10 protein-coding genes are annotated in these 13338 nt (G+C 65.0%); 8 read left to right on the top strand and 2 right to left on the bottom strand.

Annotated elements, in window-relative coordinates:
• A partial coding sequence (gene cysC / locus VF497_RS04095; protein WP_330886367.1) for an adenylyl-sulfate kinase occupies nucleotides 1–1675 on the top strand: 1675 nt, incomplete at its 5' end.
• A gap of 14 nt (nucleotides 1676–1689) precedes the next feature.
• Here cysC and VF497_RS04090 read toward each other — a convergent pair.
• Nucleotides 1690–3180, bottom strand: coding sequence for a PLP-dependent aminotransferase family protein (locus VF497_RS04090; protein ID WP_330886366.1), 1491 nt, complete (start codon nucleotides 3178–3180; stop codon nucleotides 1690–1692).
• Between the two features lie 105 nt (nucleotides 3181–3285).
• Between VF497_RS04090 and VF497_RS04085 the strand changes: the two genes are divergently transcribed.
• Complete coding sequence (locus VF497_RS04085; RefSeq protein ID WP_330886365.1) at nucleotides 3286–4053, top strand: methyltransferase; 768 nt, start codon at nucleotides 3286–3288, stop codon at nucleotides 4051–4053.
• Between the two features lie 129 nt (nucleotides 4054–4182).
• Complete coding sequence (locus VF497_RS04080) at nucleotides 4183–5184, top strand: hypothetical protein (RefSeq protein WP_330886364.1); 1002 nt, start codon at nucleotides 4183–4185, stop codon at nucleotides 5182–5184.
• A gap of 21 nt (nucleotides 5185–5205) precedes the next feature.
• Here the strand turns inward: VF497_RS04080 and VF497_RS04075 are convergent, their stop codons facing one another.
• The gene (locus VF497_RS04075; protein WP_330886363.1) at nucleotides 5206–6300 is read right to left on the bottom strand and encodes an alkaline phosphatase family protein; all 1095 of its coding nucleotides are present in this window, start codon (nucleotides 6298–6300) and stop codon (nucleotides 5206–5208) included.
• Nucleotides 6301–6571: 271 nt separating this feature from the next.
• Here VF497_RS04075 and VF497_RS04070 point away from each other — a divergent pair, with 271 nt between their 5' ends.
• From VF497_RS04070 to VF497_RS04050, 5 genes are all read left to right on the top strand, one after another.
• Nucleotides 6572–7765: a BtaA family protein gene (locus VF497_RS04070; RefSeq protein WP_330886362.1), complete on the top strand. Its 1194-nt coding sequence runs from the start codon at nucleotides 6572–6574 to the stop codon at nucleotides 7763–7765.
• On the top strand, nucleotides 7752–8498 hold the full coding sequence (locus VF497_RS04065; RefSeq protein ID WP_330886361.1) for a class I SAM-dependent methyltransferase: 747 nt from the start codon (nucleotides 7752–7754) through the stop codon (nucleotides 8496–8498). The genes VF497_RS04070 and VF497_RS04065 overlap by 14 nt, the downstream gene beginning before the upstream one ends.
• Before the next feature lie 113 nt (nucleotides 8499–8611).
• A complete protein-coding gene (locus VF497_RS04060; RefSeq protein ID WP_330886360.1) occupies nucleotides 8612–9703 on the top strand; it encodes a sensor histidine kinase in 1092 nt (363 codons plus the stop codon).
• Nucleotide 9704: 1 nt separating this feature from the next.
• Nucleotides 9705–10505: a LytTR family DNA-binding domain-containing protein gene (locus VF497_RS04055; protein WP_330886359.1), complete on the top strand. Its 801-nt coding sequence runs from the start codon at nucleotides 9705–9707 to the stop codon at nucleotides 10503–10505.
• 796 nt (nucleotides 10506–11301) lie between these two features.
• Nucleotides 11302–13338, top strand: a 2037-nt coding sequence (locus tag VF497_RS04050; RefSeq protein ID WP_330886358.1) for an efflux RND transporter permease subunit, incomplete at its 3' end; no start/stop codon positions are given.

Below are 13338 nucleotides of genomic sequence, written 5' to 3'. Positions count from 1 at the left end.
TCTTTCTGCCGAGCGCGAACAGGGCATCACGATCGACGTCGCCTACCGCTTCTTCTCGACCGACAAGCGCAAGTTCATCGTCGCCGACACGCCGGGACACGAGCAGTACACGCGCAACATGGTCACCGGCGCCTCGACCGCTGACCTCGCCGTCATCCTCGTCGATGCACGCAAGGGCGTGCTCACGCAGACTCGCCGGCACAGCTATCTGGTTTCGCTGGTCGGCATCAAGCATGTCGTGCTCGCGATCAACAAGCTCGACCTCGTCGGCTACTCCGAAGACGTCTTCAACGAGATCGACCGCGAATACCGCGCCTTCGTCGAGCGCCTCGGCGGCAGCATCGAAAAAGTCACCAGCATTCCGCTGTCGGCACTGCGCGGCGACAACATCGCCGAAGCGAGCGCGAACACGCCATGGTACACGGGGCCGAACCTGCTCGAATTCCTGGAGAATGTGGAAATTGCCGCATCTTCCACAAATGCGCCTTTGCGCATGCCGGTGCAGTGGGTCAACCGCCCGAACCTCGACTTCCGCGGTTTCTCTGGCCGCATCCTCGGCGGTACGGTCAAGCCCGGCGACGCGGTGCGCGTGCTGCCTTCGGGCAAGACCTCGACCGTCGCGCGCATCGTCAGCCTCGACGGCGACAAGACGCAAGGTGTGAGCGGCGAATCGGTCACGCTGACGCTCGCCGACGAAATCGACATCAGCCGCGGCGATGTGATCTCCTCGGCACACGATCCGGCCGGCCTCGCCGATCAGTTCGAAGCGACGATCGCCTGGCTCGACGAAACGCCGATGCTGCCGGGCCGTGCCTATCTCGTGAAGATCGGCGCGAGCACGGTCGGCGGCTCGATTTCGAAACCGAAATACGTGGTCGAGGTGAACACGCTCGACCATCTCGTCGCCAAGACACTCAACGTCAACGAAGTCGGCGTGTGCACGCTCACGCTCGATCGCGCGATCGCGTTCGACCCTTATGCGGACAACCGCGACATGGGCAGCTTCATCGTCATCGATCGCCTGACGAACCACACGATCGCCGCTGGCACGATCCATTTCGCCCTGCGCCGCTCGCAGAACATCCACTGGCAGGCGCTCGAAGTCGACAAGTCCGCACGCATGCGGCTCAACGGACACAAGCCCTGCGTGCTCTGGCTCACCGGCCTGTCGGGCAGCGGCAAGTCGACGATCGCAAACCTGGTCGAGCGCAAACTGCATGCGCTCGGCGTGCGCACCTACCTGCTCGACGGCGACAACGTGCGCCACGGCCTGAACAAGGATCTGGGCTTTACCGCACCCGACCGCATCGAGAACATCCGCCGCATCGGCGAGGTGGCCAAGCTCATGGTCGACGCTGGCCTGGTCGTGCTCACGGCATTCATCTCGCCGTTCCGTTCCGAACGCAAGCTCGCGCGCGACATGGTCGGCGACGGCGAGTTCGTCGAAATCTTCGTCGACACGCCGCTCGCCGTCGTCGAAGCGCGCGACCCGAAAGGCCTGTACAAGAAGGCGCGCCGCGGCGAATTGAAGAACTTCACCGGCATCGACTCGCCGTACGAAGCACCTGAAGCGCCCGAACTGCACGTCGAGACCGAAAAGCTCGATGCCGATGCAGCCGCCGAACGCATCGTGCGGGAGCTGCGAGCACGCGGCGTGCTCGGTCTGCACGCGTAGAACTCCGCTCAAGGCTATCTCGACAGCGCCTTGCGCAACGCGGACAGGCCGCGATCGATCATGGCGAGATCGACGCATCCGAAACCGAAGATCAGGCCCGTGCGCGTTTCGCGCCCGAGAAAATAGCGGCTGAAGCTGTGCAGCTTCACGTTGGCCTGCAGCAGTGTTCTGGTTACCCGTTCCCAATCGTGGGAGGCGTGCGCCTGCGCACTGAGGTGCATGCCGTACAGCGACGGGATCGGCACCAGCCACTCGCCGAAGTCGGCCGTCAGCCGCTGGGCCAGATGTTCGCGACGGCGCTGGTACAGCTGGCGCGTCTTGCGCACGTGTCGCGTCAAATGGCCTTCGTCGATGAATGCGGCGACGCCGCGCTGCAACGGCGTCGGGCAATGCCAATCGAGGCAATTCTTCGCCGCGACCAGCGTCGGCATCGCCCATTCCGGCGCGATGACAAAACCGAGGCGCAGCGTCGGCAGCATGCATTTCGAGAACGTGCCGACGTAGAACACGACATCGGCGGCCTCGGACGTGCGCAAGGCCGTGAGCGGGCCGCTGTCGTGGCGAAACTCGCCGTCGTAGTCGTCCTCGACGATCACCGCGCGATGCCGGCGCGCGAACTCGACCAGCGCACGCCGCCGCCGCGCCGACATCGTCACGCCAAGCGGAAACTGGTGCGAAGGACACAGGCAGATCACGCCGACGTCGGCCGGCAGACGATCGACCATGAGCCCTTCGTCGTCGACGCCGACCGGCACGAGCTTCGCCCCGGCCGCGGCGAATGCCACGCGCATCGGCGGATAACCCGGATCCTCGACCGCGACGACGGTTTCACCCGGCACGACGAGCACGCGCGCGAGCAGGTCGAATGCCTGCTGCGCGCCCGAGGTGACGAGCACGTCGTCCGCATGGCAGGCGACCGCGCGCGTCAGCGCGATGTGCCGCGTGATCGCGTTGCGCAGCTGGTAGTTGCCCTGGTTGCCCTGCGGGCTGCGATAGCTCGCCGGTTTTCGTTCCAGCGTGCGCAGCTGTTTCGCGGTCACGCGGCGGAAGATCTCGTGCGGAAACAGGCGCGAGTCGACTAACGCAGGCCGCAGGTCGATTGCCGGCGCGCGGCGCGATGTCGGCTGCACCGGCGGATCGCGCCAGAAACCCATCGCCGCCGTTACCTCGGGACGCAGCCAGAACGTGTTGAGGCGATGCGCGCCCGCGCGCGCGTTTGCGCGCTTCGCCCGCGTTGGAGTTTTCGGCAACGTCTCGGCGACGAACGTGCCAGCACCGCGCCGCGCGATGACGTAGCCTTCGTTGAGCAGCGCGTCGTAGACTTCGGCCAGCGTGTTGCGCGAGACGCCGAAGAACGCCTGCGCCTGCCGCGTCGCCGGCAACTGAGCGCCGAGCGACAACCGGCCGTCGACGATCGCCGCCTTGAGCTGGGCTTGCAGGTTGCGCGCGAGATTGCGCGACCCCCGCTCGGTCGGAGCGAGTTCGATTTCAAAAAAGGGTTTCAACGCTGCGCGGTCCGACAAGTGACCCGGCAATTTTTCCTCCATGTGGCCCTTCAGGCAAGCCCTCCGCGGCCGAATCATTGCGCCATCGAAACTCTGGGAGTTGTGATGTACCGATCGATTCTTGCCGCGGCGCTCTGCGTCGCTCTAGTCGCGGGCGCCACGCGGGCTCACGCGGCCGACGACGCCAACGGTGTGATCGCGAAAGCGGTTGCCGATGCTTCGCGTCCGCCGACCGACACGGTGCGCGACGCCAACCGCAAGCCGGCGCCCGCGCTCGCGTTCGCCGGCGTGAAACCCGGCGACAAGGTCGCCGACTACGGCACCGGCGCCGGCTATTTCACCCGACTGTTTTCCGCCATCGTCGGCGCGAACGGCCATGTCTACGCGAGCGTGCCGAGCGGGCTGCTGCAGTATCCGAACATCGTCAAGGGCATCGCCGAGGTGCAGCAGTTCGCGTTCGCCCACGCGAACGTGAGCGTGACCTACGCTGCGCCGATCGACGCCGCGCGCTATCCCGAGCCGCTCGACCTGTTCTGGATCTCGCAGAACTACCACGACCTGCCCGACGACTTCATGGGTCCAGTCGACATGGCTGCGTTCAACCGCGCCGTCTACACCGCGCTGAAGCCGGGCGGCGTCTATGTCGTGCTCGACCATGTCGCGGCGAAAGGCTCGCCGACCAACGTCACCGACACGTTGCATCGCATCGAACCGGCGACAGTGCGGCGCGAAGTCGAAGCGGCCGGATTCAAGTTCGACAGCGAGAGCAAGCTGCTCGCGAACCCCGACGACCCGCACACGAAGGGTCCGTTCGACGCGTCGATCCAGGGGCATACCGACCAGTTCATCCTGAAATTCCGCAAGCCGGGCTGAACGCCCGCACCGCGCGCCTTCCCATTTTTCTTCCTGCGGAAAAACATGAAACTCTCTTCCCTCCTGTGTGGCTGCGTTCTCAGCGTTGCCGGCGTGTTTGTCGCACCTGCCACGCAAGCGAATGCACCGGTGAAGCCCGTCGCCGAGCGTGACGGCAGCCACGACTTCGATTTCGATGTCGGCGTGTGGAAAACGCATATCGTGCGCAGGCTGCATCCGCTCAGCGGTTCGAACGAGTGGATCGAACTGAATGGCACGGTCACGCTGCGCAAGGTCTGGGGCGGCCGCGCCCAACTCGAGGAAATCGAAACGGACGGCCCATTGGGCCACTGGCAGGGCATGTCGCTGTTCCTGTACAACCCGAGCGCGCACCAATGGAGCCAGACTTTCATCGGCAGCAAAGGCGGCGCGTTCGCCGGTGGCACGATAGGCTCGTTCAAGAACGGCCGCGGCGAATTGTTTGCGCCGGACACGTTCGACGGGCGCGCGATCCTCGTGCGCGGCGCCTGGTCCGACATCACCCCGAAGTCGCACCGCTACGAAGAATCGTATTCGGCCGATGGCGGCAGGACCTGGGAAGTGCAGTTCACGGCGGACAAGACCCGCCTCGCCGACGCTGCGCCCACGCCTGCGGTCAAGGCCGATCACGACGGGAGCCACGATTTCGATTTCGATTTCGGCAGCTGGAGGACCCATTCCTCGCGCCTCTTGCATCCGCTGAGCGGCGCGAAGGACTGGGTCGACACGGACGGGCTCACCCAAGTCACCCCGGTCTGGAGCGGCAAGGCCAGCCTCGTCGAGTTCCGGATCGAAAGCGCGGACGGTTCCGACGATGCGCTCGCGTTGCGCGTCTACAACCACACGACGAAGCAGTGGAGCATCAACTTCGCCACGCTGAAGGGCGGCATGCTCGGCGACGCACCCGGCATTGGCGAAGCCCACGACGGGCGCATCGATTTTTATGACCAGCGGCGCGTCAACGGCAAGGCCACGCTCGCGCGACTCTCGATTTGGAGCACCGGCGCCGACACGGTCCAATCCGAACAGGCGTTCTCGGCCGACGGTGGCAAGACCTGGGAAGTGAACGCGATCGATCGCCATACGCGGGCAGACGCTGCGGCAACGAAGTGAGCCGTTGCCCGCCTCTTCGGCTCAAGGCGCGCCGCGCAAGGCGATCGGTTTGCCCGCCTCGGGATAGCGCTGGTTGAAATCCAGCCCGAACGCCTGCGCGATCGTCGCCGCGATCTGGGTCTGGTACAGCGTCGGTCCGCCTTCGATCTCGCCGCGCCGCACATCGCCCGGTGCGGCGACGACGAGCCAGATGTTCTTCGCGGCCTCGAGCTCCTCGTTGTGCGAACCCCAGTATTCGGGCGTCTTGCCGCGGCCATGATCGGCAGTGACGATCAGCAGCGTGTTGTCGCGATACTGCGGCATCGATTGCAATTGCGTCCACAGTTCCTCGAGGAAGTGGTCGGCATGCCGCAGCGACTGCAGCAATAGTTCGTAGCGGCCATCGTGGGCGAGCTCGTCGGTATCGCCGAGCAGAATGTAGGTCAGTCGCGGCCGCTCGCGCTTGAGGTAGTCGAGCGCGAAACGCTCGGTCACGTAGTCAAAGCGTGATCCGTCCCAGGCAACCATCTCGCCTTGCGCCTCGCTCAAGGCGCGCAAGCCCGCATCTTTCGTTGCATATGGCGCAAACCCGGCATTGACCGTGATCGTGCCGGGCTCATGCTCGGCAAATGAGTTGGTCAGGTCCCAACTCGAGAACACAGCGACCGCGGACTGCGGCAGCTTCAGCTCGCGGCGCGCGAATTCGAGCACGGTCGACGCCGGGATGCGCTGTTCCTTGTTGTCGATGATCACATCGTCATGCGCGCGACCGGTGAGTATCTCCGCATAGCCCGGATAGGATGTGTGGAAGCGGTTGGTCACCTCGACGTGGCTGTTTTTCGCCGGATCGCCCGCGATCCAGGCGTGCTGCTTGAGCAACGTACCCCACAGGAACGGCATGACTCTCATGCGTCGCTCTTCGGCGCTTGCCGCCCAGTAACGCTGATACGTCTTGTTGCCTTCGAGCGGCGCGCCACGCGCGAGATGTTTCATCACGGCGATATCGGCACCACCGAACATCTCCTGCACACGCACGCCATCGAGCGTGACGAGGACGACGTTGCGCACGGGTTCGGCCGCAAGGCCGGCCACGCACCACGACAACAAACAGGACAGCAGCAACACGCGACGCGACATGCATTCCCCTCGCAGATGGCCAGCAGCGGCAGCCCGGCGCAGCTTAGCGGATTCCGCATCCGGGCACCTCGAAAAACCGTAGCGAGCGAAGAGAATTTGCGCGACGCCGGAGCGCAGGAACCGGAGCATACAGGTAGTATGTGAGGATTCCGAGCACCGCCGGCGCGCAAATTGTCGAGCGCAGTAGGTTTTTCGAGGTGCCCGGGCGTAACCGCGACGTCATCTTCGCCCATTAGCGTGGCACCTTGGTCTCCACGCCGAGCCACTGCCGATGTCCAAGCCCAGCCTGATCGACAAACTGGACCATGCGTTGTTCAACGCGATCTATTCGCGCAACCTGGTCTACAACACCTGCTGGGAAGATCCGGCGATCGACCGCAAGGCGCTCGCGCTTGGCCCCGACGACACGATGTTGGTCATCTCCAGCGCGGGCTGCAACGTGCTCGACTACGCCTTGCTCGGACCGAAGCGCATCCACGCGGTCGACGCGAATCCGCGCCAGATCGCCTTGCTCGAGCTGAAGATCGCCGCGATCCGCGCACTCGGTTACGACGACTACTTCGCCATCTTCGGCGAAGGCTGCCACAAGGATTTCCGCAATCTTTATCAGCAGAAGCTGCGCGCGCAGCTTTCGCCGTTCGCGCAGCAATGGTGGGACAAGCATTGGGACTGGTTCGCCGGCAAGCACGGCAGCTTCTACTTCCACGGCCTGTCGGGCATCGTCGCACGCGGCGTGCGCGCGTATTTCAAGCTGCGTCCCGGGCTCGCTTCGGCGATCAACGCGCTGCTCGATGCGAAGTCGCTGCCCGAGCAGCAGAAGATCTACGACGAGCGCGTGTCGCCGCTACTGTGGAACAAGACGGTCAACTGGATCATCTCGCGCCAGTTCGTAATGAGCCTGCTCGGCGTGCCGTATCCGCAGCGCAAGCTGGTCGAGGCGCAGCACGAATTCGGCATCCACGGCTTCATCCGCGGCGCGGTCGAGTACGTGTTCCGCCAATTGCCGCTATCCGACAACTATTTCTACCGTGTCTACCTTACCGGCCGCTACCGCCGCGACTGCTGTCCCGAGTATCTGAAGGAAGCCGGCTTCAACGCACTCAAGGCCGGTCTCGTCGACCGCATCGAGCTGCACACGACGACGGTGACGGAGCTGCTGTCGAAGAACGAAACGCCGATCTCGCGCTTCGTCCTGCTCGATCACATGGACTGGATGAGTTCGTACTATCCCGACGCGCTGGTCGAGGAATGGAACGCGATCCTCAATCGCGCCACGCCCGGCGCGCGCATCCTCCTGCGCAGCGCTCAGTCGAAGCCCGCGTTCCTCGAAAGCATCCGCGTGGGACCCGGACAGAATCGCCTGCGCGAGATTTTCCATTTCGACGACGACCTCGCCGACTCACTGCAAAGCGGCGATCGAGTGCACACCTACGCGGGCTTCGTGATCGCCGATGCCAAGGCTTGAAGCGCTGCGTTCCGATTTCGGCGTGCTGCGCGCGATGCTGCGCGGCATACCGCAGGGCGGTTCGCATGCGCAAAACCTGCAGGGTTTCTATAGCGCACAGGCCGACGACTACGACCGCTTCCGCGAACGCCTGCTGCGCGGTCGCGAGCAGTTGATCGCGCGCCTCGCCGCGCAGCTGCCGCCGCAGGCACGCATCGTCGAGCTCGGCGGCGGCACCGGGCGCAACCTCGATTTCTTCGGCGAGCGTCTCGGCGATGTCGCCAGCTTCGATCTCGTCGACCTCTGCCCCGCCCTGCTCGAGCGCGCACGCGCGCGCATCGCGCGCCATCCGCAGGTGCGCATGATCGAGGCCGATGCGACGACCTGGCGGCCTGACGCGCCGGTCGACTGCGTCTACTTCTCCTATTCGCTGACGATGATCCCCGACTGGCGCGCTGCGCTCGCCAATGCATTCGCCATGCTCAAACCCGGCGGCCTGCTCGGCGTGGTGGATTTCTATACTTCCGCGGCGCGCCCGGACCCGGGCCTCGTGCACCACAACGCATTCACGCGCCGATTCTGGCCCCGCTGGTTCGGCCACGACGGCGTGCGCCTCGATCCCGCGCATCTGGCCGCGCTGCGCGAACTCCTGCCCCGGCACGAACTCTCCGAGCACCGCGCCGCGGTACCGTATCTGCCGCTGATCCGCGTACCCTACTACGTCTTCGCCGGCCGACGGCTCGGCGCAAAATAGCCTCGATTCGTCGCGGATTTGCATCGATCGGCCGTGTGGTCGCCTCCGTTCGTCTTCAAACCGGACGCGGATCGGTTCATAGTGTGCGCCCTGCAGACACGAGCGCGCGCCGAGTGAACGCCACGATCATCGCAAAGCCTTTTCCGGCACCGGGCAAACCGTCGTTCTGGCCGCTGCAGATCGCGGGTTGGACGGCCTATTTCATCCTCAATGCCACCGCGGTGATCGGCGAAGGCACCGAGCTGCGCTATGTTTATGTTTCGCTGGCCGTCACCCTCAGCGGCTTCGTGCTCACCAGCCTGTTGCGGCTCGGCTACCGGCGACTATGGTCGCTGCCGTTGCCGCGCATGGCCGGTCTCGCCGCCACGCTGTTGCTGGTCGCGACCCTCGCCCAGGCGGTCTGCTACCTCTGCGCGAAAATCGCTCTGCATTTCTGCGACGACTGCATGTCGCACAATCCGCTCAGCTACCTGTGGTACTTCCTGTCGCCGTTCTACGTGTTCCTGTCCTGGAGCGGGCTGTACTTCGGCATCAAGTTCGCCCGTCAGTTGACCGAACAGAAGGAAGCCGCGCTGCGCGCGCAGAATGCCGCGCACACTGCGCAATTGAAGATGCTGCGCTACCAGCTCAATCCGCATTTCCTGTTCAACACGCTCAACGCGATCTCCACGCTCGTGCTCGACGACAAGCGCGACACGGCCTACCGCATGGTCGGCAGCCTGTCGTCGTTCCTGCGTCATTCGCTCGATTCCGACCCCGAGCAACGCGTGCCACTGTCCCAGGAAATCGACGCGCTCAACCTCTACCTCGGCATCGAGCAGTTGCGCTTCGGCGAGCGCCTCGCGGTCGCGATGGATATCGAGCCGGCGACGCGCACCGCACTGGTGCCGAGCCTGATCCTGCAGCCGCTGATCGAGAACGCGATCAAGTACGCCGTGTCGAAGCGCGAGGAAGGCGGTCGCATCGAACTCGTCGCGCGCCGCGACAACGACATGCTCGACCTGCACCTGCGCGACGATGGCCCCGGTTTCGCCGAGGGCCAGCTGGTTTCGAATGGCCACGCGCGTGTCGGCCTCGCCAACACGCGCGAGCGCCTGCGCGTGCTCTATGGTGAGCGCCAGCATTTCGACATCGGCAATCGCGAGCCGCATGGCGTCGACGCGCATATCCGCCTGCCGTTCGAAATGGCACAGGGAGCCGTCTGAGATGGCGACCATCCGCACGCTGATCGTCGACGACGAACCGCTGGCACGGCGCGGCCTCGAATTGCGCCTGCGCCGCCACGCCGACATCGAGATCGTCGCCGAGGCCGGCAACGGCCGCCAGGCCTTCCACGCGATTTCCACGCTGCGACCGCAGCTCATGTTCCTCGACGTGCAGATGCCCGGCATCGACGGCTTCCAACTGCTGCGCGCGCTGCCGGCGTCGCAGATTCCGCTGACTGTGTTCGTCACCGCCTACGACCAGTACGCGTTGGCCGCGTTCGCCGCGAGCGCGCTCGACTACCTGCTCAAGCCGGTTGACGACGCGCGCCTCGACGAGTCGATCGAGCGCGCGCGGGCGCGTCTCGGCGCGCGCAAGACCGAAGACCACTACGAGCGCCTGCTCAAGCTGATCGCAACCCTGCCGGAAGGCGCGAAGTCGAAGCTCGACGCGTACCTCGCCGACGACGCGGACCTGCCTGCAACCACCAAACTCACGGTCAAGGACGGCCACCGCCTGCTACGCATCGACATCGAAACGATCCGCTGGATCGACGCCGCCGGCGACTACATGTGCATCCATGCCGGCGACGACACCCACGTGCTGCGCGGCACGATGCAGCAACTCGAACGCCGTCTCGACCCGCGCCGCTTCGCGCGCGTGCACCGCTCGAGCATCGTCAACCTTGCGCGCGTTCGCGAGATGCGTCCGCATCTCAACGGCGAGTATTTCCTCGTGCTCGATTCTGGGCACGAGTTGAAGTTGTCGCGCAGCTATCGCGACAAGGTGAAGTTGCTTACCTGACGCGGGCTTTGCGATTTCCTCGTTCTTGATTCTTTTCACTCGCGTCCCTTCGCCTTTCCGCGCGCGTCCGGCGCGCGGGTCACTTTTCTTTGCTTGCCCAAAGAAAAGTAACCAAAAGAAATGCACCCCGGATGCCGCGCTCTTCGCGCTTCGCGCTCCGAGTGCGCGAGGGCACGCCGGGGTTCGTTGACTGAACGTCCTTGTCCAGACAACGAACTCGGCGCGATCCATCGCGCCGCCCCTGCGGGCATTTCCGGCCCGCCCTCGCCGCGGCAAACGGGGACCGAAGATCACGAGCCGGATCAAGAGCGCGGGCGCGCAGCGCTTTTGCTGCTGCCCTTGGTTCTGCGCGCAGGAGCGCGCTGCACCGCTTCTCCGGGTCCCCATTGCATTGCGGCGGCAGCAGTCGGAAACGCCCGCAGGGTGAGCGCGATGGATCGCGCTCATTCCGTTGCCAGCACACGGATGTGCTGTCAACGGAACCCGGCCGCTGACGCGAACCCTTTGGGCAGGATGCCCAAAGGGCGCAATGCTCTGGGGCGCATTCTCTTTGGTGACTTTCTCTTGGGCGAGCAAGAGAAAGTTACCCGCTCGCCTGAAAGGCGAGTGGAAGCCCTTGCTCCTAAACACCAAGACCGAGCGCGCAGGAATAACGAACAAAAACAGGGCCGGCGCCAACGCCTCGCCGCACGCGAGCAACGCTTCGTCGCAGACGATGCAACCTTCATGACGATTGCCACATCTCTTCCCGTGAGGCGCGCGCCATGCTCGCCGCGAACCAGAAGGGACCCGGCCCATGAAGATCATCGAAGCCTCGCTGAAGAATCCGGTCGCGGTCGGCATGGCGGTGCTGCTGGTCGCCCTGCTCGGCCTGCTCAGCCTGCGCGAGCTGCCGCTGCAGCTGTTTCCGGACATCGACCGGCCGCAGATCTCGATCCAGACGAACTGGCGCGCGGCGTCACCCGAGGAAGTCGAGGCTGAATTGCTCGAGCCGCAGGAACAGGTGCTGCAGGGCCTGCCCGGCCTCGAGGAACTCGACGGCAACGCCGCCGCGGGCGGCAGCAACATCAACCTGACCTTCGCGATCGGTACCGACATGAAGAACGCGCTGGTCGAGGTGATCGGGCGGATCAACCGTGTGCGCTCGATTCCGAAAGACGCCGACCGCCCCGTCGTGCAGATGGGCGGCAACAACGGCGGCGCGAACACCGTGTTGAGCTGGTTCTTCGTGCAGCTGCTGCCCGGCACGCCAGGAACGATGGATCAGTACCGTCACTTCATCGAGAACACGGTCAAGCCGCACATCGAGGCCGTGCCGGGTGTCGCCCAAGTGATCGTCAACGCGGGGCCGCCCGACGAGGTGCGCATCACCGTCGACATGGCCAAGGCGGCGAGCCTCGGCGTATCGATTCCCGACATCGCCGCGCGCGCCGCGGCCGCGGCGGACGTGTCCGGCGGCCAGGTCGACGTCGGCCGCCAGCAGTACCAGTTGCGCTACACCGGGCGCTACAAGCCCGAGCAGCTCGGCGCGCTCGTGCTGTCCTCGAAAGCGGACAAGGTCGTGCATCTCTCCGACGTCGCCACGATCGAAGTGCGGCCTCCGCGGCGCCAGTTCTATGCCTACCAGAACGGCAATCCGGCGATCGGCCTGCAGGTCGACAAGGTCAGCGGCGCAAACGTGCTGCAGACCCTGACCGCGGTGAAGAAGGTCGTCGCCGAGCTGCGCGACGGCGCGCTCAAAGACAAGGGCCTCGGCATCGAGCAGTCGTTCGACTCCTCGCTGTTCATCAATCGCGCGGTCAGCCTGCTCAGCGAAAACCTCATCGTCGGCGCTCTGCTGTCGCTGCTCTGCGTGTGGTGGTTCATGCGCGACGTGCGTGCAACGGTGCTGATCGCGGCGACGATTCCGATCTGCCTGCTCGCCACATTCACTGCGCTGCACCTCTCCGGCCACAGCCTCAACGTGATCTCGCTCGCCGGACTCGCGTTCGCGGTCGGCATGGTGGTCGAAGGCGCGATCGTCGTCTCGGGCAACATTCTGCGCCTCAAGGAAAGCGGCATCACGCCGTACGAGGCTACGTTGCAGGGCACGCGGCAGGTGGTCGGCGCGCTCGTCGCCTCGACGATCACGACGATCGCGGTGTTCCTGCCGGTCGTGTTCCTGCGCGACGTCGAAGGCCAGATTTTCGCCGACCTCGCGCTGACGATCTCGATTGCCGTGGTGATCTCGGTCATCGTCGCGATCACCGCGCTGCCGGCGGCGGCGGGCTGGCTCAAGGCGAAGAAACTCAAGTCCGGCTACGGCGACGGCTGGCCGTGGCTGACCGACAAGATCATGGCATGGACCAACACGCGGCCCAAGCAGATCGGCTGGGTGTTCGCCCTGCTCGTGCTGCCGCTCGCAATGACATTTGCCTTCATGCCGCGGCTCGACTACCTGCCGCCGGTCAAGCGCGCGGCGATCGATGCCTACTTCAACTTCCCGCCCGGCATGCCGCCCGAGGTCGTCGATCGCGAGATGGTGCCGGCGATGCTCGCGCGCATGAAGCCGTACATGGACGGCACGAAACAGCCACAGCTGAAGAACTGGTACGTGCTGCTGTGGCCGGGCGGCGGCACGATCGGTGCACGCGTGGTCGATGAAAAACGCATCGGCGACCTCGAGCACATCGTGCGCGACGAGATCACGGTCGGCTTCCCCGACACGCGCGTGTTCACCGAGGAAGGCAACCTGTTCGGCGGCTTCGGCGGCTCGGCGCGCGCGGTGTCGATCCATCTGCAGGGCGACGATCCGGCCAAGCTGTACAAGGTCGCCGAGACCGGCCGCCAGCTG

This window comes from Rudaea sp., assembly GCF_036383415.1.
Lineage (GTDB): Bacteria > Pseudomonadota > Gammaproteobacteria > Xanthomonadales > Rhodanobacteraceae > Rudaea.
Note: the sequence above shows the minus strand (reverse complement) of the source record. Positions and strands in the feature narration are given on the sequence as shown.

Coding starts and splice junctions, on each gene's coding strand:
- VF497_RS04070 (WP_330886362.1), top strand. CDS start 6,572: ATGTCCAAGCCCAGCCTGATCGACAAACTGGACCATGCGTTGTTCAAC.
- VF497_RS04085 (WP_330886365.1), top strand. CDS start 3,286: ATGTACCGATCGATTCTTGCCGCGGCGCTCTGCGTCGCTCTAGTCGCG.
- VF497_RS04065 (WP_330886361.1), top strand. CDS start 7,752: ATGCCAAGGCTTGAAGCGCTGCGTTCCGATTTCGGCGTGCTGCGCGCG.
- VF497_RS04055 (WP_330886359.1), top strand. CDS start 9,705: ATGGCGACCATCCGCACGCTGATCGTCGACGACGAACCGCTGGCACGG.
- VF497_RS04075 (WP_330886363.1), bottom strand. CDS start 6,300: ATGTCGCGTCGCGTGTTGCTGCTGTCCTGTTTGTTGTCGTGGTGCGTG.